A 26,957-nucleotide genomic window follows, 5' to 3' on the forward strand; every position below is an offset into this window, starting at 1 on the left:
AGGCGGGGAAAGCGCGCACGTTCGGCTTTGATGCCATCAGTTGGCGTGCGCGCCTCCCCAACGTCCTATTGCCTGGCTTGCCGGCACCGAATCAGCGGCGTCGGCGGATTCGTGGGCCTCCAATAGCAACGCCTGATAGCGTGTGCTTGCCGCTCATCCCATTGCGGCCGGCATTTCGTCGATGAAACCCGTGACCGACGCGAGGCGGCCCGACGCGTCGACGATGCCGAAATCCGAGCCTTTCACGATCGCCGCGCCGTCGGACGACACGAGCGCCCACGAGAACCGCAGGTGCGGGCCGAACGCGTCGACGTCGGTCGTGCGCCGAAAGCGGCAGGCAGGGAAGCGTTGCTGCACGGCGGCGATCATCGTGTCGATGCCCGCGTGGCCGTCGCCGGCCATCAGCGGATCGCGATAGGCCGCGTCGCTTGCGTAGGTCGCGTCGATCAGTTCGCGGCGGCGCGCGGCGTCGGGTTCGTTCCACGCGTCGAAGTAGCGGTCGATCAGGTCGGCGTGGACGGGCGATGCGGATTGAGCGGTGTTCATGGCGAGGCTCCTTGTATTGGTGGACGATGTCGCGGACGTTTCGGGTCCGCGTGCCGCTATCGTCGCCGGGCGCGTGACGGTGGTCGATTACGTACGAGGTAAGGAAATCGCGCCTGCCACGCGCGGTATGTTCGCGTCGAATCGCAAATACGCCGCCCCAATGAAAACGGGCGCCCGAAGGCGCCCGCATCGTCTCGCCGCAACCCGCGCACGCGTCAGGCGTCAGGTCACCGGCGCCGGATTGAACAGCGTCAGCGCATTCGCGAGCTTCCATTGCTCGGCCCACGTGCGGCGCTTGCCGCTCGCGACGTCGAGCATCAGCCGGAACAGTGCCCAGCCCGTGTCCTCGATCGTCGCCGCGCCGGTCGCGATCTGCCCCGCGTCGAGATCCATCAGGTCGTGCCAGCGGCGCGCGAGATCGCTGCGCGTCGCGACCTTGATCACCGGCACCTGCGCGAGCCCGTACGGCGTGCCGCGACCGGTCGTGAAGATGTGCAGGTTCATCCCGGCCGCGAGCTGCAGCGTGCCGCAGATGAAGTCGCTCGCGGGCGTCGCCGCGTACAGCAGCCCCTTCTGCTTCGCCCGATCGCCGGGGCGCACGACGCCGGCGATCGGCGCGCTGCCCGATTTCACGATCGACCCCATCGCCTTCTCGACGATGTTCGACAGGCCGCCCTTCTTGTTGCCGGGCGTCGTGTTCGCGCTGCGGTCGACGCGGCCGCGCTCCAGATAGCGGTCGTACCAGTCCATCTCGCGGATGATCTCGCGGGCGACGTCTTCGTTCGCCGCACGCGACGTGAGCTGCGCGACGCCGTCGCGCACTTCCGTCACCTCGGAGAACATGATCGTCGCGCCCGCGCGCACGAGCAGGTCGGCGGCGAAACCGACGGCCGGGTTCGCGGTGAGCCCCGAGAACGCGTCGCTGCCGCCGCACTGCACGCCGACGACGAGATCCGACGCGGGGCACGTCTCGCGGCGGCGGCGGTTCAGCCGCTCCAGATGCGATTCGGCCATCTTCATGATCGAGTCGATCATCGAGTTGAAGCCGACGTGCGCGGCGTCCTGCAGGCACACGACGCCGCCGTTGCCGGTCGCGCCGTCGGCCGCCACCGGAATCGCGCCCGGCGGCAACAGGCGCTCGGGCTGCAGCTTCTCGCAGCCGAGGCTCACGGTCATCACCTCGCCGCCGAAATTCGGATTCAGGCTGATGTTGCGCAGCGTGCGGATCGGGATGTCGGCGTCGGGCGCATCGATCGCGACGCCGCAGCCGTACGTATGTTCGAGCCCGACCACGTCGTCGACGTTCGGATAGCGCGGCAGCAGTTCGTCCTTGATCCGCTTCACCGCGTGCTCGACGACGCCCGACACGCACTGCACGGTCGTCGTGATCGCGAGGATGTTGCGCGTGCCGACCGAGCCGTCCGCATTGCGGAAGCCCTCGAACGTATAGCCTTCGAGCGGCTCGAGCGGCGGCGCGGCGCGCGTGGCGAGCGGCAGGGCGTCGAGCCCAGGCGGCTCGGGCATGCGCATCGTGCGCTCGTTGACCCAGCTGCCGCGCCGCAGGTCGGTCAGCGCATAGCCGATCACCACGTTGTAGCGAATGACCGGGTCGCCGGCCGCGAGGTCGACGAGCGCGACCTTGTGCCCTTGCGGCACGCCTTCGCCCAGCGTCAGCCCGTCGGCGAACGTCGCGCCTGCGGGCAAACCGCCGTCGTTGACGACGATCGCGACGTTGTCGTCCGGATGCACGCGGATGTAGAGAGGGGAAGCAGTCATCGGAATTCCTGGAGCCTATCTGCAATATCGTTAGTCATCATACGACATTCAACGTCAATTGATGATGCTGCGTAAACCCTTATCCGGAAACACCCTACCCTTGACCCGCCAGCAAACCGCTTGCGCCGCTCTTTCTTGCGTTGTACGATGACATACAACGACATCGCCAATTCGGCTCGTATGCCGTTTCCGACGAACCAGCACTCGCGCTAGACGGACGACACTCACCATGACTTCACCGCAAGAACTCAAACAGATCATCTCCCACGGCCTGCTGTCGTTTCCGCTGACGGATTTCGACGCCGACGGCAGCTTCCGTCCGACCACCTATGCCGAGCGCCTCGAATGGCTGGCGCCGTATGGCGCGAGCGCATTGTTCGCGGCCGGCGGCACCGGCGAATTCTTCTCGCTCACGCAGCGCGAGTATTCGGACGTGATCCGCGTCGCGACGGAAACCTGCAAGGGCAAGGTGCCGATCCTCGCCGGCGCGGGCGGCGCGACGCGCGTCGCGATCGAATACGCGCAGGAAGCCGAACGCCTCGGCGCGAGCGGCGTGCTGCTGATGCCGCACTACCTGACCGAAGCGAGCCAGGAAGGGATCGCCGATCACGTCGAGCAGGTGTGCCGCGCGCTGAAGATCGGCGTCGTGGTGTACAACCGCGCGAATTCGAAGCTGAATGCGGACATGCTGGAACGCCTCGCCGACCGTTGCCCGAACCTGATCGGCTTCAAGGACGGTGTCGGCGAAATCGAAAGCATGGTCACGATCCGCCGCCGCCTCGGCGATCGTTTCGCGTACCTCGGCGGCCTGCCGACGGCCGAAGTCTATGCGGCCGCGTACAAGGCGCTCGGCGTGCCGGTGTACTCGTCGGCCGTGTTCAACTTCATCCCGAAGACGGCGATGGCGTTCTACGAAGCGATCGCGAAGGACGACCACGCGACGGTCGGCCGCCTGATCGACGAGTTCTTCCTGCCGTACCTGAAGATCCGCAATCGCCGCGCCGGCTACGCGGTCAGCATCGTGAAGGCGGGCGCGAAGCTCGTCGGCCACGACGCGGGCCCCGTGCGCGCGCCGCTCGTCGACCTGACCGACGAAGAAGCCGCCGAGCTCGACGTGCTGATCAAGAAGATGGGCCCGCAGTAAGCCGGGGGCGCAGGCGGCGCGGCGCCTTCATCGGCACGGCGCGCCGGCGCCCGCAGTCCTCCGTAGCCGTATCACGCGATGGCCGCGCGGCTCGACGAGCCGGCGCGGCCATTGCATTACATCTGCGCGATCGCGCCGATGATCCGCTGGCGCACGGTCGCGAGCGTGCGCTGCGTCTCGTCGATCCCCTTGCGCGCCGCGAGCGGCCGGCCGCGCGCGGGCGACTCGGCGCCCACGATCTGTTCCAGCACGTCGCGGTCGACCACCGCATCGAAGAAGCGCCCGACCGTGAACATCGCGTACTGCTTCGCGGTCGCGAGATGCGTGTTGGCCTGCGTGAGCGCGTCGGCGCGCTCTGCGCCGTTCGGCTCGTCGATGCTGCGGCGATGCTTGAGCGCGAACACCACCGCCTCCATGTCGTACTTGAAACGCTCGACGGCCCTGCCGAAGATCAACGAATGCGGATCGGAGCCCGCGACGGGCCGCCCCTGGTTGATCGTCACGTCGAATTCGCTGCCGCCCAGCTCGCGCTGCAGCGCGAACAGCGCGTCGGCCAGCACGCGCCCTTCGCTGGTTTCGCCGATCTGGGTACGGACCGATTTCGCGACGTCGCCGATCGTTTTCCACAACCCGGCCGCGAACAGGTGGTCGCCACGCTTGCTGATATTCATCGGATGGTTCCTTGTTGGTCTTGTGATCTCTCAGGCTCGCCTGCGGGCCGGACGGCCCGAGGCTTCGCTACTGTAGGAGAAACGCGGGCAACAGGAAAGACACCCTGAAAAAAAGCGGAGGCGGCCATCGGCCGCCTCCGCTTTCATCCATCCGGCAAGCAGCCCGGCGTTCGCCGCCGGGCCGCCGCCACGTCACTCCGCCTTCCCGTCCCGCAGCCGCGGAATCGCGAGCGGATTGCCTTCCCGCAGCCCTTCGGGCAGCAGATCGTCCGGGAAGTCCTGGTAGCACACCGGCCGCAGGAAGCGCTCGATCGCGGTCGCGCCGACCGACGTGACGGCCGGGTTCGACGTCGCGGGGAACGGGCCGCCGTGCACCATCGCATCGCACACCTCGACGCCGGTCGGATAGCCGTTGACCAGCAGGCGCCCGGCCTTGCGCTCGAGGATCGGCAGCAGCCGGCGCGCGAGCGGCTTGTCGTCGGCGTCGATTTGCAGCGTGGCCGTCAACTGGCCTTCGAGCGCGTCGAGCACGCACGCGACTTCGTCGAGATCGCGGCAGCGCACGATCAGCGACGCCGGCCCGAACACCTCGTGGCTGAACGCCGGCTCGCCCAGGAATGCCTGCGCACCGACTTCATACAGCGCGCCGCCTGCCTGGCAGTCGGTCTGCGCGGCCTCGCCCACGCCGATTTCGCGCACGCCCGGCAGTTCGGCCAGCTTGCCGCGGCCATTGCGGTATGCGTCGGCGATGCCGCGCGTGAGCATCACGCCGGCCGCCTTCTTCGCGAGCGCCTGCGCGGCGACCGCCTCGAAACGGTCGAGATCGGGGCCGTCGATCGCGAGCACGAGGCCCGGATTGGTACAGAACTGGCCGACGCCGAGCGTCAGCGAATCGACGAAGCCCGTCGCGATCGCGTCGCCGCGCGCGGCGAGTGCGGCCGGGAACAGCACGACCGGATTGATGCTGCTCATTTCCGCATAGACGGGAATCGGCTGCGGGCGCGCGTTCGCGATCTGCACGAGCGCCATCCCGCCCTGCCGCGACCCGGTGAAACCGACGGCCTGGATCGCCGGATGGCCGACCAGCGCCGCGCCGATCACGCGGCCGGGGCCGACCAGCAGCGAGAACACGCCGGCCGGCATGCCGGTTTTCTCGACCGCGGCGCGAATCGCGCGGCCGACCAGCTCGGACGTGCCGAGGTGCGCCTCGTGCGCCTTCACGATCACCGGGCAGCCGGCCGCGAGCGCCGACGCGGTATCGCCGCCGGCCACCGAGAACGCGAGCGGGAAATTGCTCGCGCCGAACACGGCGACGGGCCCGAGCGCGATTTTCTGCAGCCGCAGGTCCGAGCGCGGCAGCGGCGTGCGTGCCGGCTGCGCGGGATCGATCGACGCGGCGAGGAAGCGCCCGTCGCGCACGACGCGCGCGAACAACCGCAACTGGCCGACGGTGCGGCCGCGCTCGCCCTGCAGCCGCGCGACGGGCAAGCCCGTTTCGGCATGCGCGCGCTCGATCAGCGCATCGCCGAGCGCGACGATTTCATCGGCGATCGCTTCGAGAAACGCCGCACGGGCCGCGAGCGGCTGCGTGCGGTATGCATCGAACGCATCGCGTGCGAGTTCGCACGCGCGGTCGACGTCGGCCTGCGTCGCGACGCCGAACGCCGGGGCCTCGATCGGCGCGCCCTTCGTCGGGTCGAACGCGTGCAAGGTGCCTGCCGAGCCGGCCACCGCTTCGGCGCCGATCAGCATCTCTCCTGTCAGTTGCATGGGTGTGCTCCGTGGTTCGGGAATGGATAGCTCATTGTAACGCAACAGATACGATGTCTGCCGACGGCATTGCGTCATGCTCGCCGCCTGTGAGGGCGCGGACGATACACCGCCGAGCGTTGTCAGGCCAGCAAATGACGACATTCCCATATTGTGGCGAGGATCTTCAAAGGGAAAACCCGAGGTTTCTGAATTCCGACATTGTCCATAAACTTTCGGCCATGTCATACGACGACGTACATTTAAAATGCACAATCAGCCCTCCCCTCGCGATCTTCCGCTCGACCTCGCGCGCACCGCGCGCCGAACCGCCGTGCGCTACTGGATCCTCGCGATGCTGTTCGTCGTCACGACGCTCAACTATGCGGACCGCGCGACGCTGTCGATCACCGGCACGCCGATCCGCAAGGCGTTCGGCATCGACCCGGTGACGATGGGCTATGTCTTCTCGGCGTTCAGCTGGGCGTACGTGCTCGCGCAACTGCCGAGCGGCTGGCTGCTCGACCGCTTCGGCGCGCGGCGCGTGTATGCGGCGAGCATCTTCCTGTGGTCGGCGTTCACCCTGCTGCAGAGCACGATCGGCCTCGGCGGCAGCGCCGCGTTCGCGGTCGCCGCGCTGTTCGCGATGCGCTTCGCGGTCGGCATGGCGGAGGCGCCGGCGTTTCCGGCGAACGCGAAGGTCGTCGCGAGCTGGTTCCCGACCGCCGAGCGCGGCACCGCGTCGGCGATCTTCAACGCCGCACAGTACTTCGCGGCCGTGGTGTTCTCGCCGCTGATGGCCTGGCTCACGCATGCGTACGGCTGGCACCAGGTGTACCTGTGGCTCGGCCTGGCCGGCATCGCGCTCGCGTTCCTGTGGCTGCGCGTCGTGAAGGATCCGGCCGACCATCCGGCCGTGAACCACGCGGAACTCGACCATATCGAGCAGGGCGGCGGGCTCGTGCGGTCGAGCGGCCGGCCCACCGGGGCGCGCGGCAGCGGCGGCGCCTCCGAAGGCAGCCGCGTAGCCGGCTGGTACTACGTGCGCCAGTTGCTGTCGAACCGGATGCTGATCGGCGTGTATCTCGGCCAGTACTGCGTGAACGTGCTCACGTACTTCTTCCTCACGTGGTTCCCGATCTACCTCGTCCAGGCGCGCGGGATGTCGCTGCTGAAGGCCGGCTTCATGACGTCGCTGCCGGCGATCTGCGGTTTCCTCGGCGGCGTGCTCGGCGGGATGCTGTCGGACGCGCTGATCCGACACGGCGTATCGCTGACGCTCGCGCGCAAGATTCCGATCGTCGGCGGGATGCTGCTGTCGATGACGATCATCGGCTGCAACTACGTCGACAGCGAAGCGCTGGTCATCATGCTGATGGCCGTGTCGTTCTTCGGCAAGGGGATCGGCTCGCTCGGCTGGGCCGTCGTCGCGGATACCGCGCCGAAGGAAGCGATCGGCCTGTCGGGCAGCCTGTTCAACATGTTCGGCAACACGGCGGGCATCGTCGCGCCGATCGCGATCGGTTACCTCGTCGGCGCGAGCGGCTCGTTCAACGGCGCACTGGTGTTCGTCGGGCTGAACGCGCTCGTCACCGTGTTCAGCTATCTCGTGATCGTGAAGGACATCAAGCGCGTCGAACTGCGACATCGCGCGGCGTGAGGTTCGACCTTTGAAAAACGGCGGCCGCTTTTTACGCGGCCGCCGTTTTTTTGCATCGGATCGACGTCAGACCGACGCGTGCACGACGCGCAGCATGTCGTGCACGCCGGACGTCATCAACGCAAGGAACGCGAGCAGGCCGACGTAGCAGAGCGCGTAGGTGGTCTTCGTCTCGATCGACGTCGCGTAGTACACGCGGTTCTCCGGCGCGTCGGGATCGTAGCGCCACGCGCGCTTCAGTTGCGGCAGCGCGAGGATCGCCATCACGATCAGCAGCGGGCTCGGCCGATACGCGAACAGCGCGATCAGCACCGGCACGCCCGCGAGCCAGATGCGCGGCGACAGCACCGCGGTGATCCGCCCGCCGTCGAACGGCGACAGCGGAATCATGTTGAACAGATTGAGGAAGAAGCCCGTGTACGACAACGCGAGCAGCAGGTTGCTGTCGGTGTGCCGCGCGGCCGCGTAGCAGGCCAGCGCGCCGAGCGTGCCGACGAACGGCCCGGCGAGCCCGACGTACGCTTCCGTTTCCGCGTCGTGCGGCATCTCCTTCAACTGGATCCACGCGCCGACGAACGGGATGAAGGTCGGCAGCCCGACGTCGAGCCCGCGCCGCTGCGCGGCGACGTAGTGGCCGGCTTCGTGCACCAGCAGCAACGCAACGAAGCCGGCCGCGAAGCGCCAGCCGTAAAACAGCGCATAGACCGCGATCGACGCGAGCATCGTGCCGGCCGATACAAGCACCTTGCCGAGCTTGAGGCCGCCGAAGATCAGCAGCAGCAGCTTCGTCATTCCTTGCGCTCCGTGGCGACCCCGTCGGATGCGTCGGCGACGGCCGGCACCGCGGCCGCCTTCGGCTTGCGCCCGAAGAAGCGCTTGAGCGCCGCGCCGCCGGCCAGCAGCGCGAGCGCGCCGACCTTGAAGAACTTCACCGCGAACGCGCCGATCAGCGCGAGCAGGCCGAGCTTTTTCGCGCCGACGCCGACGATCAGCGCCGCGAGCCCGTACTCGGCGACGTGGTCGGTCGACTGGTTGAAGTCGGCATAGCGCTTGCCGTCGTTGAAGCGGATGTTCGACAGCAGTTCGTCGGCCGAGGCCTTGTACTTCGGCAGATCGGCGAGCGTCGACGCCATCGTCAGCGACAGGTAGCCGTCGCGGCCGAGCACGAGCGTCCGGTAGTTCACGCCGTCGTTCGCGGCATTCGGCGCCGCGCCCTTGTCGCGGATGATCGCCGACCACACGAGCCGGTGCGTGGCCGCGTCGTAGGCGGGCGCCTTCGCCCAGCCGACCACCTCGGTTTCGGGCAGGCCGCGCTCCTTGCGCGCCGGGTTGCTTTCCTCGGTGCCGGCCTGCAGGCTTTTCAGCAGTTCGTCAGGCTTCCAGTCCTTCGCGTCGTCGTCGCGAATGTAGCCGCTCGGCTCGAACGACACGACCGAGAGCCAGTCGGCGTCCGGATCGTCGGGCAGCACGAGGCCGACCAGCTTCGATTCGTCGACCGAATTGCCCATCGAGCGCAGGTAGCGGCCGGCTTCGGCGGCCGGCACGAACGATTCGCCGGCCTTCAGCTTCAGCACGGCTTCGTGTTTGACGTCGATGTCGGTCGGCCCCTTCACGACCGCTTCGTTGGCGGCCGCGGCGGCGGCCCTCATTTCGACCTGTGCAGCTTCGGTCTGCGCGTGGCCGCGGGTCGCGGCGAGTGCGAGCGTCGCCACGCAGGCGAGCCGGACGGCAAGTTTTTTCATTGTTGGATTCCCCTGGAATGCCTTGTTGTCGATGTGCGCGGCGGCCGGCCAGGCGTTGTGGTCGCGGGTCCGGCGCCGCCTCTCAGGTGGCACGGGGGCTATGGTAACGCAGCGGCTGCACGCGACCGGGCGCGGCGCGATGCTTACCTCGCAGGTAATGCCGAAGCGGCGCGGGATTGCCTATCATCTCCTCCATGAACTCGACCGCCGCCTTCCATTCGCCTTCCCCGTCCGCCGGCCGCGCGTCCGGCATCGGCCCGCTGCTGCGCACGTGGCGGCAACGCCGGCGCCTGAGCCAGATGGCGCTCGCGCTCGAGGCGGACGTGTCCGCCCGCCACCTGAGCTTCGTCGAATCGGGCCGCGCGCAGCCGAGCCGCGAGATGGTGCTGCATCTCGCCGAACGCCTCGACGTGCCGCTGCGCGAACGCAATGCGCTGCTCGTCGCGGCCGGCTTCGCGCCGCTGTTTCGCGAACGGCCGTTTTCGGACCCGCAACTGGATGCCGCACGTCATGCGGTCGAAGCCGTGCTGCGCGGGCACGAGCCTTATCCGGCGCTCGCGGTGGACCGCCACTGGACGCTGCTCGCGGCGAACCGGATGCTCGGCGCACTGGTCGCGCAGGCGGACCCCGCGCTGCTGCAGCCGCCCGTCAACGTGCTGCGGCTGAGCCTGCATCCGGACGGTCTCGCGTCCCAGATCGTCAACTGGCACGAATGGCGCGCGCATATCCTGCATCGGCTGCAACGGCAGATCGATGCGAGCGGCGACCGCACGCTGCATGCGCTGCGCGACGAGCTCGCCGCGTATCCGGCGCCGGCCGGGCAGCCCGACGATTCGCACGCGCGCACCGATTTCGCGGATATCGCCGTGCCGCTGCGGCTGCGCACGACGCGCGGCGAGCTGACGTTCTTCAGTACGACGACGGTGTTCGGCACGCCGGTCGACGTGACGCTGGCGGAACTCGCGATCGAGGCGTTTTTCCCGGCGAACCCGGAAACGGTGGAGGCGATGCGAGCGCTGGCGGAGGCGTTGCCGGCGGCGTAACGCCGGCAGGCGTGCCGGCACCGTCCCGCTGTTGTTTACGTATAGAGCGACGCCGGCGGCAGCTCGCCCGTCAGCGCGAACCGGCCCACGTCGCGCAGCCGGTAGTCGAGCGGATCGTGCAGCGTATGCGTGCGCGCGTTCCGCCAGAAGCGGTCGAGGCCCAGCGACGCGGCCGTCGCGCGCGCGCCGCACGCGTCGAACAGCGCCTCGCCGTTATCCAGCGCCGCGCGCTGCGCGACGATCTTCGCTTCCGATACCGCGAGTGCGGCTTCGGCGCGTTCGTCGGCCGTCAGCGCATCCTGGCGCGCCCACGCGTGCTGCAACGCGCCGGCCGCGCGATCGGCCAGCGCCGCCGCGGCGATCGCGCGCACGCGCATGTCGCCGAAGCGCTGCAGCGTGTACGGATCGTCCTCGGCCCGCTCGACGCCCGCGTGGATCCACGGGCGACCATGCTGCCGCACGTAGTCACGCGCCTCGGCCAGCGCGCCTTCCGCCAGCCCGACGAACAGGTTCGTCAGCACGAGCTGCGACACGAGCGTGCGCAGCGTCGCGCGCGGCGTCGGCGCGGCCTCGGAGCGGTGCAGCACCTCGTCCGGCGCGAGCGTCACGCCGTCGAAGCGCACGCTGCCGCTGTCGGTCTGACGCTGGCCGACCGGATCCCAGTCGTCGTTGACCGTGATGCCGGCCCGATCGGTCGGCACCACGCCGAACACGGTGCGGCCGATCGCCGGATCGTGCGCGGACACCGTCATCCGCTGCGAGCCGCGCGTGCCGGAACAGAAGCCCTTCACGCCGTCGAGCCGGTAGCCGCCGTCGGACGTCGCCGTGGCGACGAGCCGCGTGTCGAGCGGATTGACCGCGTTGCCCCACCACCAGCGCCCGTCGACCGTGCCGCGCAAATAGCGCTCGCGCTGCGCGGCGCTGCCCCACACGTCGACGCTCACCACCTGCAGGCACTGGAAGCCGACCAGATGCGCGAGCGCGCTGTCGACTCGCGCGACCTGCCGGATGACGTCGTAGATCGCAGGCCACGCCGCTTCCTGCCCGCCGAACGCACGCGGCACCGCGAGCGTCAGCAGGCCCGCATCGGCAAGCCACTGCTTCTCCTGTGCCGCATGACCGCCGGCGCGGTCGCGCTCGGCGGCGCTCACACGCAGCGCATCGATCGCGCGCGCCAGCGCGGCGCGGTCGACGGCCGGTGTATCGGTAGCCGGCGCGAGCGTCGCCGGGCCGCTTGGATCGTTCATGCGACAGCTTCCTGTTCAACGGTTTCGCCCGACAGCGGAACGAGCGCACCCAGCTGACGGCCGGTCAGCCGCGACAGGATCTCGCGCCGCCAGTCGTCGTAGATCGCACGATATTCGGCGATATCCGCGCCGAATACCAGTGCGGTATGCGCGTATTCGTCGTGCAGATAGCCGTCGAGCCGCGCCTGGGTTTCCTCGTCGGCCGCGATCACGCGATCGATCAGCGCGTCGCGCTCGGCCGCCGGCAGCGCCTGCAGCGTGTCGAACCACCACTGGACGATCTGCACGCGATGCCATTCCTCGTCCGGGCGAATCCGGTTCTCGCCGTGCTCGCGCATCGCGCTGTCGCCGATGCGGCCGGTCTTGCGCTGGATCCACAGCTTCGCGAGGATGTGCAGCTCGTAATGCCATTCGAACGCGAGAAAGCCCGCGACGTCGCGCACCGCGATGTCGCCGATGCGCGCCCAGTGCGCGGCGACGAGCCGGTCGACTTCCGGCAGCGGATCGTGCCCCGTGAGTTCGGTCACGCGCTCACGGCCGATCACCGCGTGCGCGCCGTCGTCGCCGAGCTGGCGGGACAGAATCAGCTGGAAATGCGGATCGTCGCGAAACAGCGTGTCGATCGCCTTCGCGACGACCTGCACGATGAACAGGTCGTGCGACGCCATCTTCGTGTAGTAGTCGGCGACGGCGGCCAGTTCGTCGCCGTTGCGCGGCTCGCGCGGCGGCGTGGCCACCTTGTCGGGGAAGCCCGGACGATGGCGTCGCGCCACCTCCAGAAACAGCGTTTCCTCGAATTGTCCGTTCCATTCGCGCGGCGCGCCGATAGGCAAGGTCATGGTTTTCTCTCAGGATCAGGAATGAAGCGAGCGGACGCTTGTGGCGTCGCTCAGGTTCGCCGGGTCACGCGTCGGACCAGGCGGTCGCCCGTGATTTGCACGGCCGAGACGAGCGCGATCAGGATCACGATCACGGTCGCCATGACGGTCGTGTCGAAACGTTGATAGCCGTAGCGGATCGCGAGATCGCCGAGGCCGCCCGCGCCGACGGCGCCCGCCATCGCGGTCGAACCGATCAGCGCGACGACGGTGATCGTGAAGCCGCCGAGCATGCCGGGCAGCGCTTCGGGCAGCAGCACGTGCCATACGATGTGGCGGCGCTTCGCGCCCATCGCGAGCGCGGCCTCGATCAGCCCGCGATCGACTTCGCGCAGGCTCACTTCGGCGATCCGCGCGAAGAACGGGATCGCGGCGATCGACAGCGGCACGACGGCCGCCCACACGCCGATCGTCGTGCCGATCAGGATGCGCGTGAACGGCAGCAGTGCGACCAGCAGGATGATGAACGGCGTCGAGCGGAACACGTTGACGAGCGCGCCGAGCACCGTGTTCACGCCGCGCCGCGCGTAAATGCCGCCGGGCGCGGTGGTCACGAGGATCACCGCGAGCGGGATGCCGATCAGCGCGGCGATCGCGGCCGACGCGGCGACCATCGACAACGTGTCGCGGATCGCGTCGAGCAGTTCGGGCCACCAGAGCTCAAACATAGCCGAGCACCTCCGCATGGTTCGCATGGCGGCGCGCGCGTTCGAGCAGCGCGGCGACCGCATCGCCGCGCGCCGCCGACGGGCCGGCGTCATCCGCACGCGGCGTCGCGGCGATCACGAGCCGCCCCTGCGCATGCCCCTGGATGCTTTCGATGCCGCCGTGCAGGAACCGCACGGCGCCGCCGAGCGCCGCCGCGAGCGCGCCAACATCGGGTGCGCCGCCGCTCTCGCCCGTATAGCGCACGTCGAGCACGATCTGCGCGCCGTCGGGCAGCGCGGCCTGCTCCGGCAGCGGCCGCACACGCGCGGCCAGCTCGGGCGGCAGGTCGTGCTGCAGCGTGCTCAGCAGCGCGCGCGTCGCGCCGTGGTGCGGATCGCCGAACACGCGCCACACGGGGCCGGTTTCGACGACTTCGCCCTGTTCGATCACCGCGACCGTGTCGCACACCGCGCGGATCACCTCCATCTCGTGCGTGATCAGCACGATCGTCAGCCCGAGACGGCGGTTGATGTCCGCGAGCAGCGCGAGGATCGATTGCGTGGTTTCCGGATCGAGCGCCGACGTCGCTTCGTCGCACAGCAGCACCTCGGGATCGTGCACGAGCGCCCGCGCGATGCCGACACGCTGCTTCTGCCCGCCGGACAGGCTCGCCGGATACGCGTCGCGCTTCGCGGCGAGCCCGACGAGCTCGAGCAGCGCGTCGACCTTGCGCACGCGCTCGGCCTTCGGCACGCCGGCGATCTTCAGCGGCAGCGCGACGTTCTCGAACACCGTCTTCGCGGACAGCAGGTTGAAATGCTGGAACACCATGCCGGTGCGGCGCCGCAACGCGACGAGGCCATCCTCGTCGAGCGCGCCGACGTCGACGCCCTGCACGCGCACGCGGCCCGAACTCGGCCGTTCGAGGCCGTTCAGGAGGCGCAGCAGCGTCGACTTGCCGGCGCCGCTGCGGCCGATGATCCCGAACACCTCGCCGCGCCGCACGTCGAGCGTCACGTCGCGCAGCGCGGCGGCCTGGCCGCGCGGCGTCGCGAACACCTTGCCGACCTGCTCCAGCGACACGGCCGCGCCGCCGGCCGGCACGGCCGGTTCCTCATGCGCCGTTGCACCGACGCCGGCGCCCGCGCGCACGGCCGATGTCTCGATGAAACCCAGCGTATCGAACAATTGCGTCATCGCTTCGCTCCGTCAGGTTCACGCATGCGCGGGATGCGCGGGTTCGGCTGCGGCCGCCGGCCGGTGCTGCGCGCCGGTGTGCCAGACGGGCAGGCGCGGGCCCGCGCCGAACAGCTTGTCGCGCAGCGTCGGCGCGGGATCGTAGTCTTCCTTGTAGACGCCGCGGTTCTGCAGTTCGGGCACGACCCAGTCGACGAAATCCTCGAACGATTCGGGCATCACGGTGCGCGTCAGGTTGAAACCGTCGATACCGGTCTCGTCGCTCCACGCCTGCAGTTCGTCCGCGACCTGCGACGGCGAACCGACGATCGGCGCATAGCGGCCGCCGAGCGACATCTGTTCGAGCATGCGGCGCACGGTCCACGTGCCGGTCGTGCTCTTCTTCGAGATCGCGTCGACGGCCGACTGGATCGAATCGGTCTTCACATACGAGATCGGCTCGTCGAGGCCGTATTTCGCGAAATCGATGCCGGTCGAGCTCGCGAAATGCGCGAGGCCGGCTTCGGGGCTTGCGTAGCGCCGGTACTCGTCGAACTTCTCGCGGGCGAGCAATTCGGTCTCGGCCGTCACGACGCTCACGCCTGCAAAGATCCTGATCGACGCCGGGTCGCGCCCGTGCCGCGCGGCGGCCGCGCGGATATCGAGCGCCGCCGCGCGCGCCGCGGCCTTGCTCTGCCCGTTCACGAACACGCATTCCGCGTGACGCCCCGCGAACTCGACGCCGCGCGCGGACGAGCCGGCCTGGTACAGCACCGGCGTGCGTTGCAGCGACGGTTCGCTCAGATGAATCGCATCGATCGAATAGAACGGCCCGTCGTGCTTCACGCGCCGCACCTTGCCCGGCTGCGCGAACACGCGCGCCTTTGCGTCGCGGATCACCGCGTCGTCGTCCCAGCTCTGTTCCCACAGCTTGTAGACGACGTCCATGTAGTCGTCCGCGCGCTCGTAGCGGTCGTCGTGGCCGATCTGCCGCGCGAGGCCCATCCCGCGCGCGGCGCTGTCGAGGTAGCCGGTCACGATGTTCCAACCCACGCGCCCTTTCGTCAGGTGATCGAGCGTCGACATGCGGCGCGCGAACAGATAAGGCGGCTCGTAGGTCAGGTTCGCGGTCACGCCGAAGCCGAGATGCCGCGTGACCTGCGCCATCGCCGGCACGAGCAGCAGCGGATCGTTGACGGGCACCTGCACCGATTCGCGCAGCGCGGCGTCGGGGCCGCCGCCGAACACGTCGTACACGCCGACGATGTCCGCGAGAAAGATCCCGTCGAACTTGCCGCGTTCGAGCGTCTTCGCGAGATCGGCCCAGTAGTCGAGATCGGTGTAGTGCGCGGAGCGGTCGCGCGGATGCGTCCACAGTCCGTGGTTGATGTGCCCGACGCAGTTCATGTTGAACGCGTTGAGGAGGATTTTCTTGCGGTTCGCCGTCGTCATGCCGCCTCCGTCACCACGCGATCGCGTACAGCGAGCCGAACGCGTTGTCGAGCGCACGGCGCACCGCCGGCGAGTGCTGGTAGATCGAGATGAACTTGCGGATGCGCGGATCGTTCGCGCGCTCGGGCCGCACGACCCACTGGATCGCGAAGTTCTTGTTCTCGGTGCCGTCGAACAGCAGCGCGCTGTTCGGGTCGGTCGTGCCGGCGAGCTTGATGAAGCTCGGGTAACCCTGCGCGAGATCGACGTCGTCGAGCGAGCGCGCGAGCTGCGACGCTTCGAGCGGGATGATCTTCAGGTGCTTCGGGTTGGCGACGATGTCGTGCGTCGTCGCGCGGTAGTCGGCGCCCGGCTTCAGCGTGATGAGCCCCGCGCGCTGCAGCAGCAACAGCCCGCGCCCGCCGTTCACAGGATCGTTCGCGATCGCGACGCGCGCGCCGTCCTTCAGCTCGGCGAAGCTTTTCACCTTCTTCGAATAGAGGCCGATCTTCATGATCGTGCCGGGCGCGATCGAGATGAAGTTGTAGCCGCCCTGCTTCTTCGCGTTCTCGAGAAACGGGATGTGCTGGAAGTAGTTGACATCGATGTCCTTGTTCGCGAGCGCCGCGTTCGGCGTATTCCAGTCGGTGAATTCGACGATCTTCACGTCGAGGCCCTGCTCTTTCGCCTCCTTCGCGGCGATCTTCAGCGCCTCGATCTGCGGGCTGGTCGAGATGCCGACCTTCAGCGGCGCGGTGTCGGCGCGCGCACCGTTCAACAGCGCGACGCCGAGCAGCGCGGCCGTCAGCACACGGGCCAGGCCGGCCACACGGCCGGCGGAAAAGCGGGCGGAAAACACGGGATGCAGCATGGGAACCACTCTCCTGTCCAAAGACGGTGTCGACGGATGAGCGACGCCGCGGCGAACGCGCGGGCGTTCTCCGGACAGTCGTCGTCACGTCGGAAAAAAGATCAGCCGATGATAGAGAGCGGCGGGAAGGCGGTCTACGAAGCGATTGTGCGAAGAAAATCGCGCGCGGCGATATGGCGGGCGACATGGCAGGCGGCTGGCATGGCCGGGCGCCCGGGCCGCGGTCAGGCCGAAATCTCGGCCTCGCTGCCGCGGGAATTCCGAAATCTCGGCCACCCCGCGTGGGAAATCCTTTCCGCAGACGAAATAAATCCCTTACGAATCAATGGATTAAAAATATTCCGGCAGGCCGGAATTCTGGCATGGGGGTTGCGTAATAGACGGCACACGATGCCGCGAAGCGATGCAGGCATTCCAAACATCAGGAGACACGTCTTGCAGACCTCTATCCATACCCCGTCCCATCCCGAGCCGATTGCCGAAGCCGGCCCCGCCACGCGCGAACGCTTCTGGCCGGAAGGCTGGTGGAAGCTGATGGAAATCCGCATCGGCATCATCCCGCTGCCCGTCTACGTGATCCTGTTCGGGCTGATCGTCGGCTTCGCGGTGACGGGCAAGGTGCCCGGCGAGATCTCGATGGCGATCGCCGTGCTCGCGTTCTTCGGCTTCACCTGCGCGGAACTCGGCAAGCGCCTGCCGCTCCTGCGCAACATCGGCGCGGCCGCGATCTTCGCGACCTTCGTGCCGTCGGCGCTCACGTACTACCACGTGCTGCCGAAGCCGGTGCTGAACCTGACGGTCGAATTCACGAAGTCGACCAACTTCCTGTACCTGTTCATCGCATCGATCATCGTCGGCAGCATCCTGAGCATGGATCGCCGCGTGCTGATCCAGGGCTTCGTGAAGATCTTCATTCCCCTCGCGGCCGGCTCGGTCGCCGCGGCGATCGTCGGCACGGCGGTCGGCACCGCGCTCGGCCTCGGCGCGCGCCACACGCTGCTGTACATCGTCGTGCCGATCATGGCGGGCGGCGTCGGCGAAGGCGCGATTCCGCTGTCGATCGGCTATTCGGAACTGATGCATCTGCCGCAGGGCGAGATGTTCGCGATGGTGCTGCCGTCGGTGATGCTCGGCAGCCTGACCGCGATCATCCTGTCGGGCGCGCTCGACATGCTCGGCAAGCGCCTGCCGCACCTGACCGGCAACGGCCGCCTGCAAGTCGGCGAAAGCGGCGACATGACGCCGGAAAGCGAGGAAATCCGCGGCCACGTCGACGTCACGCACATCGCGGGCGCCGGCATCACCGCGATCACGCTGTACCTCGTCGGCCTGATGGCGCACAAGCTGTTCGGCCTGCCCGCGCCGGTCGCGATGCTGTTCCTCGCGGTGCTGGTGAAGCTCGCGCGCGCAGTGTCGCCGCCGCTGCAGGAAGGCGCGTTCGTCGTCTACAAGTTCTTCTCGACCGCCGTCACGTATCCGCTGCTGTTCGCGATCGGCGTCGCGATGACGCCGTGGGACAAGCTGACCGCCGCGTTCACGATCGTCAACGTGATCACGATCGTGTCGACCGTCGCGACGCTGATGGGCACCGGTTTCGTGGTCGGCCGCCTGCTGAAGATGTACCCTATCGACACCGCGATCGTGAACGCCTGCCACAGCGGGCAAGGCGGCACCGGCGACGTCGCGATCCTGACCGCCGCGAACCGGATGCAGCTGATGCCGTTCGCGCAGATCGCCACCCGCATCGGCGGCGCGATCGTCGTCACGGTGACGCTGATCCTGGTCGCGCACTTCGGGTAACGCGCGGCCGCGCGCACCGTCGCGCCGGCTGCCTCGCACGCGCCGCCGCCGGCCTTGGCCGGCGCGCGGCGCGCGTCGTTCCGGACGGCCGGTTGCGGACGGCCGGTTGCGGACGGCCGGTCGCGGACAACCGATCGCGGGCTTCGATGAGGGCGAACGTGCAGAAGAGCTTCAAGGGAATCCCGTGGTGGGGGTGGGCATCGGCCGCGGTGCTGTATGTCGGCGTGGCCGGCGCGGCCGTCGATTTCGCGTGGGAACGCGCGATCGACGCGCTCGAGGAAGCCGGCGCGCACCGGCTCGACCTGTATGCGTCGAGCCTCAAAAGCGAGCTCGGCCGCTTCGAGATCCTGCCCGGCCTGGTCGCGCGGCAGGACGGCGTACGCGCGATGCTGAAAGCCGCGCCGAACGAGGCGCCCGAGCTCGTGCATGCGGTGAACACCTACCTCGAAGCCGTGAACCGCGACGCCGGCAGCGGCGCGGTCGACGTGATCGATCTGCAAGGCGACGTGATCGCCGCGAGCAACTGGAACGAGACGATCAGCTTCGTCGGCACCAACGTGTCGTACCGGCCGTACTTCAAGGACGCGCTCGCGCGCGGCAGCGGCCGCTTCTTCGGCATCGGCACCAACACCGGCGTGCCGGGCGTCTACTTCGCGAGCGCGGTGCGCAGCGACGGCGTGCCGATCGGCGTGGCCGCCGTGAAGATCAGCGTCGATCCGCTCGAATCGGCATGGCGCGCGCCGGGCGTCGCCGCGATGGTCGTCGACGGTAACGGCGTGATCGTGATCTCGACCGAGCCCGCATGGAAATTCACCGCGCTGCGCCCGATCACCGCGCAGCAGCAGCGCGACATCCAGGCGTCGCGCCAGTACGCGGGCCGCACCGTCGACGCGCTGCCCTATCGCCGCATCGGCGACCGCAGCTCGGCCGCGTGGTTCGGCACCTTCCCCGATCCGCGCCACGCGGGCCGCACCACGCGCTATCTCGTGATGTCGCGCCCCGCGCCGCAGGCCGGCGATTCGCTGATGGTGCTGCTCGACATCGCGGGCGCGCGGCGCCAGCAGCAGACGGCGTTCGTGTTCGTCACCGGCGCGTTCCTGATCGTCGCGCTGCTGGTCGGCTATGCGATCCAGCGCCGCCGGGCGATCCTCGCGCGGCTGAGCGCGCAGGACGCGCTGCGCCGCGCGAACGACCGGCTCGAACTGACCGTCGCGCAACGCACCGCCGCGCTGACGGCCGCGAACGAGCGGATGCAGCGCGAGATCGACGAACGCGAGCGCACCGAGCAGCGGCTGCGCGATTCGCAGCAGGAAGTCGTGCACACGGGCAAGCTCGCGGTGCTCGGACAGATGGCCGCCGGCCTCACGCACGAGCTGAACCAGCCGCTCGTCGCGATCCGCACGCTGTGCGACAACGCACGCACGTTCTTCGAGCGCGGGCAGCCGGCGCCGGCGCTCGCGAACCTCGAACGGGTCGGCAAGCTGGTCGACGGCATGGCCGTGCTCACCGGCGAGTTGAAGGCCTTCGCGCGCAAGCCCGACGTCGAGCGCGTCGCGGTGTCGCTGAACGAGGCCGTCGCGCACGCGCGGCTCATCTACGAAGCGCGGATTCGCGACGAAGGCGTGCGGCTCGACGTGAACATCGCGCCCGGCACGACGGTATCGGCCGAATCGAGCCAGTTGCAGCAGGTGATCGTGAACCTGCTCGGCAACGCGCTCGACGCGGTGCACGACGCGCCGGTGCGCCGCATCGTCATCGACGCGGCCGGGCCGGACGACGACGGCCGCGTGCGCTTCACGGTGGCCGACAGCGGCGCCGGCATCGCGCCCGACGTGCTGCCGCACCTGTTCGAGCCGTTCGTCACGACCAAGCCGCGCGGCCAGGGCCTCGGGCTCGGCCTCGCGATCACGTCGCGCATCGTCGAGGCGTTCGGCGCGAAGATCGACGCGACGAACCGCGACGAAGGCGGCGCGCAGTTCACCATCGAATTCGCGGCGGCGACGCCGCAACAAAGGACAGAGCATGGAAGATGAGATTCGGGTGCTGGTCGTCGAGGACGATGAGAACGTCCGGATCGGCGTCGAGCAGGCCGTCGCGCTCGCCGGGTTCCCGGTCGACGCGTTCGCGTCGGCCGCCGACGCGCTCGCGCACGTCGCGCCCGGCGCACCGGTGGTGATCGTGTCGGACGTGCGGATGCCGGGCATCGACGGGCTGCAGTTGCTCGACCGCGTGATGGCCATCGATGCGCAGATTCCGGTCGTGCTGATCAGCGGCCATGCGGACATCTCGACGGCCGTCGGCGCGATGCAGGTCGGCGCGTACGACTTCATCGAGAAGCCGTTCTCGTCGGACGTGATCGCCGGCCGCGTCGCGCGGGCGGTCGAGAAGCGCCGCCTGACGCTCGAGGTGCAGGGCTTGCGCGCCGCGCTGAACAACTGGCAGGGCATCGAGGCGTTCGTGCTCGGCAAGTCGCCCGCGATGGCCGACGTGCGCAAGAAGATCCTGCGCCTCGCCGATACGTCGGTGTCGGTGCTGATCACCGGCGAGACGGGCACCGGCAAGGAACTCATCGCCCGCAGCCTGCACGACTTCGGCGGCCGTCGCGACGCGCATTTCGTCGCGCTGAACTGCGGCGGCCTGCCCGAGCAGGTGTTCGAGAGCGAGCTGTTCGGCCACGAGGCCGGCGCGTTCACCGGCGCGATCAAGAAGCGCATCGGCAAGATCGAATGGGCGGACGGCGGCACGCTGTTCCTCGACGAGATCGAGACGATGCCGATCGCGCTGCAGATCAAGATGCTGCGCGTGCTGCAGGAACGCGTGGTCGAGCGGCTCGGCGCGAACGACCTGATTCCGGTCGACTGCCGCGTGGTGGCCGCGTCGAAGGCCGATCTCGCCGAACTCGCGGCCGACGGGCGTTTTCGTACGGACTTGCTGTATCGCCTGAACGTCGCGCAGATCGAACTGCCGCCGCTGCGCGAGCGGCGCGAGGACGTGCCGCTGCTGTTCGAGCATTTCGTGCTCGCGGCCGCGCGGCGCTTCGGTCAGCCGGCGCCGGTCGTCACCGCCGCGCAGGTGTCCGAACTGATGACGCACGCGTGGCCCGGCAACGTGCGCGAGCTGCAGAACGTGGCCGACCGCTTCGTGCTCGGGCTGACCGGCGACAGCCTGCTGTCGTCCGGCGGCGCGCCGACGGCCGGCAGCACGCTCACGGAACAGCTCGCGTATTTCGAGCGGATGCTGATCGAGGACATGCTGCGGCGTCACAACGGCAACGTCGCGGACGCGAGCGAGGCGCTCGGCATGCCGAAGAAAACGCTCTATCACAAGCTGCGCCACCTGCGGATTCCCGCGCGCGGCGACGCGGCGGCCGACGGCGGCGAATGACGCGCACGAGGGCACGCACACCAGCATGGATCGCATCGACATCACCGAACGCGGCCGACTCGCCGGCCACCTGATTCGCGGCGTCACGCGCGCGCAGAAAACCTTTCGCCCGAGCGACTGGCCCGAGCGGCTCGCGGGCGTCATCACGCTGTTCGTCGGCGAACGGCGGCCCGGCTATCCGTGCGCGCTGTCGCGGCTCGCGATGCCGGTCGTGGACGGCGGCGTCAAATGCCTGTTCGTGTCCGACGAATTGCGCGCCGTGTGCGCGGATGCGTTCGAGTTCGCGATGCAGTTCGCGGCCGACAACGATCTGCCGGTCGAGCTTCGGATCGCGCCGGCGTTGACGGTGCGCTGACCGGCAAACCTTCCCTTTCCCGACGCAAAGACGCGTGCGCGCAGGCCCCCGCACACCCTTTCGGCACCGCAATCAACCGTCAGACGATTGAAGGCTTGGACGCATGACCAAGCTGTGACAAGGGTTTCCAGCGGAGCCATCAATAAAATTGATCGCCACGATGAAAATTATGCGTTTTCCTTGCAGGTCGCCGTGATGCATAGTTGCGTCGTGTTGACGCACCTTTGAGTCTTTCAGTCATGAACATGCGAATCGAGCCGTCCGTGCTCGCGAACCCCGACCTGCAATTTGCGACGCTTTCGTCAGGCATCAGCCTGCCGTATGTCGAGCGGGGCAGCGGTGCGCCGATGGTGTTCGTGCACGGCTCGCTGTGCGACTACCGCTACTGGGATCCGCAACTCGCGGCGCTGTCGGCGCACTACCGCTGCATCGCGCCGAGCCTGAGCCACTACTGGCCGGCCGTCGAAGCGGGCATCCAGGACGAGTTCAGCTGGCAGAACCACGTCGACGAGCTCGCCGAATTCATCGACGCGCTCGATCTCGGCCCCGTGCATCTGGTCGGCCATTCGCGCGGCGGCAGCGTCGCATTCAACGTCGCGCGCCAGCATCCGCACCTCGTCGAATCGCTGACGCTCGCCGATCCGGGCGGCCCGCTCCAGCAGCCGGGCGTGCGCGAAGCCGCCATGCCGGCCACCGCGATCGCGCTGCGCACGAAGGCCGTGAACCTGATCGATCAAGGTGACGTCGAAGCCGGCCTCGAAATGTTCGTCGATTCCGTGAGCCTGCCCGGCGCGTGGAAGAAGAGCACGTCGCGCTTTCGCACGATGGCGATCGACAATGCGAGCACGCTGCCGAAGCAACTGCGCGACCCGCTGCCCGCGTATTCGCTGCACACGGCCGGCGATATCGCATGCCGCACGCTGCTGATCGACGGCCAGCGCAGCCCGAAGATGTTCCGCCACAACGTCGACACGCTGTCGCAGTGGATCGGCAACGCGCAACGGCAAACCGTCGCCGGTGCGTCGCACGGGATGAATGCGGCGAGCCCCACGGTGTTCAACCGTTACGTGCACGAGTTCGTCGCCGCGTAACGCGGGCGGGCGGCATGCGCGCCGCCCGTCTTCCTTTCTCTTGCAGAAGCGAAACGGCGCGGGCAGTCCGCATCGTTTCGCGCCCCGCTGCATCCATCTGCATCACGCCACCGGCGCCGCCTTGCGCGTCACCGCATCCGGCAACCCGAACACGCTGTCGAACGCCCAGTTGTATGTAAACGTGAAGATCGGGAGGAACACGATCAGCACCGCGTCGTACAGGAACGCCTGCCATAACGACACGTCGAGCCACCACGCGATCAGCGGAATCAGGAACGTCACGAGCGCGACCTGAAACCCGCTCGCATGCTCGACACGTCGCCCGAGGGTGTGCATCGTTTCGGTGCGCCGCCGCTCCCACGCCTCGAACCCGAGGTTGTACAGAAAATTGACGGCGACGCCCGTCGTCGAGACCATCACGCCGAGCAGCCCGCTCGTTGCGCCGCGCATCCGGAGGCGATCGAGCGACTGTCGGGATTTCGGCAGATCGTGATCGCCGATCCGGAGCGTCCGCTCACCGACGTGCGTCCGCTGATCGGCAACCGCACGTAGAAGGTGACCGACATGGCGACCTCGATCGCGCTCGTGAAGGCCGGTCATGGCTGGGCGAATTTGCCGGAATCGGTCGTCGGCCGGTATGTGGCCGCCGGCGCACTCGCGCCGCTCGTGTTCGCGAACATTCGAAACGGGCTGCCGTTGCCGGTGTATGTGCGGCGGCCGCAACATACGGGGCTCGGCAAGGCGGCGGGGGAACTCGTGCGGGAGCTGCGGGCTGAAAACAGCAAGCGTTGAGCGGTGCGGCGACGAAATCGCCGCACCGTCCGCCAGCGCAAGAGGATTTGACCGTTAGTTGCGATCACCTCACCCCCGCCGCCTCCGCACGGCCCTGCACGAAGGTCCGCTCACGCGGCAGCACGTTCAGCGTGCGATCACGTTCGACGCCAGGAACGCGCCCGGCCCCTCCCTCGACTTCCCGACCGTGACGCGGGTCATACGACCGTGATGGCGAGCTCCTCCGCATACGCGTCCAACTGGTCGCCTACCCGCAACTTCAGGACATCGATGAACCGCTTGATCTTCGCGTCGACGAACTGACGGGACGAATACACCGCATAGACGTTGCGCTGAGCGGTGTGGAATTCGGGCAGAACGCGAACGAGCGCGCCTTTACGCAAATCGTCGATTGCCGAAAAGGCGGCGATCAGCCCGATCCCCGCGCCCTCGCGCAGTACCGTGGACATCGCATCCATGTCGTTGACGCTGAAGTGCGATCCCGCCGGACGATACACCGCCTCGCCGGCCGTGCCTTGCAGACGCCATTCGTCGGGCGCGTAGTCGACCGTGCTGAGGAGCACACAGGTGTGATCGACGAGGTCATCCACGCACGCGGGCGCCGGACGACGTGACAGATAATCGGGCGACGCCGCCAGAATGCAATGGCTGACGCCGATCTTCTGGCTCACATACGCCGAGTCCGGCAGCGTGCGCGCAATCACGATCGCCACGTCGAGCTGCTCTTCGAGCAGGTTCGGCATCCGCTGCGACAGCATGAGATCGACCGATACTTCCGGGTATGCGTTCCGATAGGCAAGCACGGCTTGCGAAACGAGTTGACGCCCTAATCCCGGCACCGCATGCACGCGCAATACACCACGCGGCTCCAGCAGCGCATCGCGCGCTTCCGCTTCTGCCCGTTCGATGTCCGAGAGGATCGCAACGCTGCGCTCGTAAAAACGTCGCCCCGCATCGGTAACGACGAGCCGTCGCGTCGAGCGCTGCAGCAACCGCGTGTTGAGATTGTCCTCGAGTACCGAGACCGCTCGAGAAATGTTGCCGACTGTCGTATCGAGGTGGTTTGCGACAGCCGTGAAGCTGCCCATCTCGACCACCTTCGCAAACACCGACATGGTGTGAACCTTGTCCATAACGCACCCTGTTTTGAATGGATCGCCGAATCGCTGCGTTTCGGCCCGCGCGAGCCTGTCGATCATAGGGCGCGCGCCTGTTTCCCGCAGTCAGCGCGCAATCCCCTGTCGTTTTTGCACATCCTTTCGACACGCTTTCATATTGGCAGGGGATTTTCCCTCCCGAGACAAGATTCATTCTTTCCGGCGCCTCTAAGTTGCCGCCCGCTTCACGCCTAGACTGGGTCCCGAAGTCAGGCAATCAGAACACGGAAGCATCAAACCCGAGCCCGGCCCGCCACGGCGAATCATCCAGACGCGGCGTGGCGCAGGTTCCCCTGCCCGGCTCGTGGCGAACGCACATTGAATCGCAATCCTAACCACAAAGGTACTACCATGGACATCAGTTACGACGCACTTCATCTTTTCATCGACGGCGAATGGATCGGTGCGAGCGAACGCGAAACGGCGTCGGTGATCAACCCGGCCACGCAAATCGAGATCGGGCGCGTCCCGCTGGCGACGGCAGCCGATCTGGATCGCGCGCTGCAGGCCACCGCCCCGGCCTTTGACGTCTGGCGCAACACCGTGCCAGCCGAACGCGCGCGCATTCTGAAGCGTGCGGCGGAACTGATGCGCGAGCGCGCCGAGCACATCGCTACCGTCATGACGCTCGAGGAAGGCAAACCCCTGGCGGAAAGCCGCGACGAAGTCCTGCGTGCCGCCGACTATTTCGAATGGTTCGCCGAAGAGGCTCGCCGTATCGACGGCCGCGTGGTGCCATCCAATCGCCCGGGCGTGCAACAGCTCGTGAAGAAACAGGCGATCGGGCCGGTCGCCGCATTCACGCCGTGGAATTTCCCCGCGATCACCCCGGCGCGCAAGCTCTCCGCCGCACTCGCCGCCGGATGCAGCGTCATCATCAAACCCGGCGAGGAAAGCCCCGCAACGGCGCTCGCGCTGGCACGCGCACTGGACGACGCCGGTTTGCCGAAGGGCGTGCTTCAAGTCGTATTCGGCGTGCCCGACCAGGTGTCGAAGCATCTGATCGCTTCCCCGGTCATCCGGAAGGTGACGTTCACGGGCTCGGTACCGATCGGCCGCCTGCTGTCGGCGCGTGCCGCCGAAGGCGTCAAACCCATCACGCTGGAGCTGGGCGGCCACGGGCCCGTCCTCGTATTCAACGACGCGGATGTCGAGAAGGCCGCGGTCGACGGTGCGGCGAACCGCTTTCGCGGTACGGGCCAGGTCTGCATCTCGTCGACGCGCTTCCTGATCCAGCGCGAAGTCTACGACGCGTTCGTCGGGCACTTCGTGCGCGCCACCCAGGCCCTCAAGGTAGGAAATGGCATGGATGCCGGCACGCAGGTCGGGCCGCTGGCCAACCCGCGCCAGCTTGCCAAGATGGAAGAACTCATCGCCGATGCAGTGGAACGTGGCGCAAGGGTCCTCGCCGGCGGAAAGCGCATCGAGGGCGAAGGATATTTCTTCGAACCCACGGTCCTCGCCGACGTACCGAAGGACGCGCGCGTGATGCACGAAGAACCGTTCGGCCCGATCGCGGTGCTGATGCGCTTCGATGCCCTCGCCGACGGCCTCGCCGAAGCGAACCGGTTGCCGTACGGGCTCTCCGCCTATGCATTCACGTGCAACGCGCGCACGGCCATCGATGTCGCGGACGGTCTCGAAGCCGGCATGATCGGCATCAACCAGTACCGCATCGTGTCGACCGAACTGCCGTTTGGCGGCATGAAGGAAAGCGGCCACGGCTCGGAAGGCGGCACCGAGGGCATCGAGTACTACCTCACGCACAAGTTCATCAGCCAGGCTTGAAGGAGTAT

The 26,957-nt window shown here is 67.9% G+C and carries 22 protein-coding genes and 2 pseudogenes; 10 read left to right on the forward strand and 14 right to left on the reverse strand.

Going from position 1 to position 26,957, the window contains the following annotated elements; genetic code table 11:
• Positions 1-153: 153 nt before the first annotated feature.
• Entirely contained in the window at positions 154-546 is a 393-nt protein-coding gene (locus QZM72_RS03920) for a nuclear transport factor 2 family protein (RefSeq protein ID WP_301737251.1), read from the reverse strand.
• A gap of 222 nt (positions 547-768) precedes the next feature.
• Entirely contained in the window at positions 769-2,322 is a 1,554-nt protein-coding gene (garD, locus tag QZM72_RS03925; protein ID WP_301737252.1) for a galactarate dehydratase, read from the reverse strand.
• A 229-nt stretch (positions 2,323-2,551) separates the two neighbouring features.
• Between garD and kdgD the strand changes: the two genes are divergently transcribed.
• Positions 2,552-3,466: a 5-dehydro-4-deoxyglucarate dehydratase gene (gene kdgD / locus QZM72_RS03930; protein ID WP_089470663.1), complete on the forward strand. Its 915-nt coding sequence runs from the start codon at positions 2,552-2,554 to the stop codon at positions 3,464-3,466.
• 116 nt (positions 3,467-3,582) lie between these two features.
• Here kdgD and QZM72_RS03935 read toward each other — a convergent pair whose 3' ends face one another.
• Both QZM72_RS03935 and QZM72_RS03940 read right to left on the reverse strand, forming a co-directional pair.
• A complete protein-coding gene (locus QZM72_RS03935) occupies positions 3,583-4,137 on the reverse strand; it encodes a hypothetical protein (protein WP_089470664.1) in 555 nt (184 codons plus the stop codon).
• Positions 4,138-4,329: 192 nt separating this feature from the next.
• On the reverse strand, positions 4,330-5,907 hold the full coding sequence (locus QZM72_RS03940; protein WP_301737253.1) for an aldehyde dehydrogenase (NADP(+)): 1,578 nt from the start codon (positions 5,905-5,907) through the stop codon (positions 4,330-4,332).
• 247 nt (positions 5,908-6,154) lie between these two features.
• Between QZM72_RS03940 and QZM72_RS03945 the strand changes: the two genes are divergently transcribed.
• Positions 6,155-7,546, forward strand: a complete 1,392-nt coding sequence (locus QZM72_RS03945) for an MFS transporter (protein WP_301737254.1) — start codon at positions 6,155-6,157, stop codon at positions 7,544-7,546.
• 66 nt (positions 7,547-7,612) lie between these two features.
• On the opposite strand, the gene QZM72_RS03950 is transcribed toward QZM72_RS03945, so the two are convergent.
• The gene (locus QZM72_RS03950; RefSeq protein WP_301737255.1) at positions 7,613-8,338 is read right to left on the reverse strand and encodes a site-2 protease family protein; all 726 of its coding nucleotides are present in this window, start codon (positions 8,336-8,338) and stop codon (positions 7,613-7,615) included.
• Positions 8,335-9,288, reverse strand: a complete 954-nt coding sequence (locus QZM72_RS03955; RefSeq protein ID WP_089470668.1) for a DUF2167 domain-containing protein — start codon at positions 9,286-9,288, stop codon at positions 8,335-8,337. The genes QZM72_RS03950 and QZM72_RS03955 overlap by 4 nt, the downstream gene beginning before the upstream one ends.
• A gap of 194 nt (positions 9,289-9,482) precedes the next feature.
• On the opposite strand from QZM72_RS03955, the gene QZM72_RS03960 reads away from it, so the two are divergent.
• Complete coding sequence (locus QZM72_RS03960; protein WP_301737256.1) at positions 9,483-10,331, forward strand: helix-turn-helix domain-containing protein; 849 nt, start codon at positions 9,483-9,485, stop codon at positions 10,329-10,331.
• Between the two features lie 35 nt (positions 10,332-10,366).
• On the opposite strand, the gene QZM72_RS03965 is transcribed toward QZM72_RS03960, so the two are convergent.
• From QZM72_RS03965 to QZM72_RS03990, 6 genes are read right to left on the reverse strand one after another with little or no spacing between them, the layout of a single operon-like run.
• Positions 10,367-11,578 carry an acyl-CoA dehydrogenase family protein gene (locus QZM72_RS03965; protein ID WP_301737257.1) on the reverse strand — a complete coding sequence of 404 codons (1,212 nt, stop codon included), beginning with the start codon at positions 11,576-11,578 and terminating at the stop codon, positions 10,367-10,369.
• Positions 11,575-12,417, reverse strand: a complete 843-nt coding sequence (locus QZM72_RS03970) for a hypothetical protein (protein WP_301737258.1) — start codon at positions 12,415-12,417, stop codon at positions 11,575-11,577. Before QZM72_RS03970 ends, QZM72_RS03965 begins: the two co-directional genes overlap by 4 nt.
• Positions 12,418-12,467: 50 nt before the next feature.
• On the reverse strand, positions 12,468-13,124 hold the full coding sequence (locus QZM72_RS03975) for a methionine ABC transporter permease (RefSeq protein WP_089470671.1): 657 nt from the start codon (positions 13,122-13,124) through the stop codon (positions 12,468-12,470).
• Complete coding sequence (locus tag QZM72_RS03980; RefSeq protein WP_301737259.1) at positions 13,117-14,301, reverse strand: methionine ABC transporter ATP-binding protein; 1,185 nt, start codon at positions 14,299-14,301, stop codon at positions 13,117-13,119. The genes QZM72_RS03975 and QZM72_RS03980 overlap by 8 nt, the downstream gene beginning before the upstream one ends.
• Positions 14,302-14,319: 18 nt before the next feature.
• Complete coding sequence (locus tag QZM72_RS03985; protein WP_301737260.1) at positions 14,320-15,732, reverse strand: LLM class flavin-dependent oxidoreductase; 1,413 nt, start codon at positions 15,730-15,732, stop codon at positions 14,320-14,322.
• 10 nt (positions 15,733-15,742) lie between these two features.
• The gene (locus QZM72_RS03990) at positions 15,743-16,582 is read right to left on the reverse strand and encodes a MetQ/NlpA family ABC transporter substrate-binding protein (protein ID WP_301737261.1); all 840 of its coding nucleotides are present in this window, start codon (positions 16,580-16,582) and stop codon (positions 15,743-15,745) included.
• A gap of 435 nt (positions 16,583-17,017) precedes the next feature.
• On the opposite strand from QZM72_RS03990, the gene QZM72_RS03995 reads away from it, so the two are divergent.
• The 5 genes from QZM72_RS03995 (at position 17,018) to QZM72_RS04015 (ending at position 23,212) form a co-directional block, all read left to right on the forward strand.
• Positions 17,018-18,382: a 2-hydroxycarboxylate transporter family protein gene (locus tag QZM72_RS03995; RefSeq protein ID WP_301737262.1), complete on the forward strand. Its 1,365-nt coding sequence runs from the start codon at positions 17,018-17,020 to the stop codon at positions 18,380-18,382.
• Between the two features lie 146 nt (positions 18,383-18,528).
• Entirely contained in the window at positions 18,529-20,415 is a 1,887-nt protein-coding gene (locus QZM72_RS04000; RefSeq protein ID WP_301737263.1) for an ATP-binding protein, read from the forward strand.
• The gene (locus QZM72_RS04005; protein ID WP_301737264.1) at positions 20,405-21,766 is read left to right on the forward strand and encodes a sigma-54 dependent transcriptional regulator; all 1,362 of its coding nucleotides are present in this window, start codon (positions 20,405-20,407) and stop codon (positions 21,764-21,766) included. Before QZM72_RS04000 ends, QZM72_RS04005 begins: the two co-directional genes overlap by 11 nt.
• 25 nt (positions 21,767-21,791) lie before the next feature.
• Positions 21,792-22,121 carry a DUF3579 domain-containing protein gene (locus tag QZM72_RS04010; RefSeq protein ID WP_301737265.1) on the forward strand — a complete coding sequence of 110 codons (330 nt, stop codon included), beginning with the start codon at positions 21,792-21,794 and terminating at the stop codon, positions 22,119-22,121.
• Positions 22,122-22,360: 239 nt separating this feature from the next.
• Positions 22,361-23,212: an alpha/beta fold hydrolase gene (locus QZM72_RS04015; protein WP_301737266.1), complete on the forward strand. Its 852-nt coding sequence runs from the start codon at positions 22,361-22,363 to the stop codon at positions 23,210-23,212.
• A 102-nt stretch (positions 23,213-23,314) separates the two neighbouring features.
• On the opposite strand, the pseudogene QZM72_RS04020 reads toward QZM72_RS04015, so the two are convergent.
• Positions 23,315-23,650 (reverse strand): annotated as a pseudogene (locus QZM72_RS04020) (PACE efflux transporter); the annotation flags it as partial.
• Positions 23,651-23,653: 3 nt separating this feature from the next.
• Here QZM72_RS04020 and QZM72_RS04025 point away from each other — a divergent pair.
• Positions 23,654-24,004, forward strand: a pseudogene (locus QZM72_RS04025) (LysR substrate-binding domain-containing protein); the annotation flags it as partial.
• A gap of 197 nt (positions 24,005-24,201) precedes the next feature.
• Here the strand turns inward: QZM72_RS04025 and QZM72_RS04030 are convergent.
• Positions 24,202-25,137: a LysR family transcriptional regulator gene (locus tag QZM72_RS04030; RefSeq protein ID WP_089470680.1), complete on the reverse strand. Its 936-nt coding sequence runs from the start codon at positions 25,135-25,137 to the stop codon at positions 24,202-24,204.
• A 375-nt stretch (positions 25,138-25,512) separates the two neighbouring features.
• On the opposite strand from QZM72_RS04030, the gene QZM72_RS04035 reads away from it, so the two are divergent.
• On the forward strand, positions 25,513-26,949 hold the full coding sequence (locus QZM72_RS04035; protein WP_089470681.1) for an NAD-dependent succinate-semialdehyde dehydrogenase: 1,437 nt from the start codon (positions 25,513-25,515) through the stop codon (positions 26,947-26,949).
• Positions 26,950-26,957 lie beyond the last annotated feature (8 nt).

The organism is Burkholderia sp. AU45388, from assembly GCF_030481585.1.
Classification (GTDB): domain Bacteria; phylum Pseudomonadota; class Gammaproteobacteria; order Burkholderiales; family Burkholderiaceae; genus Burkholderia; species Burkholderia sola.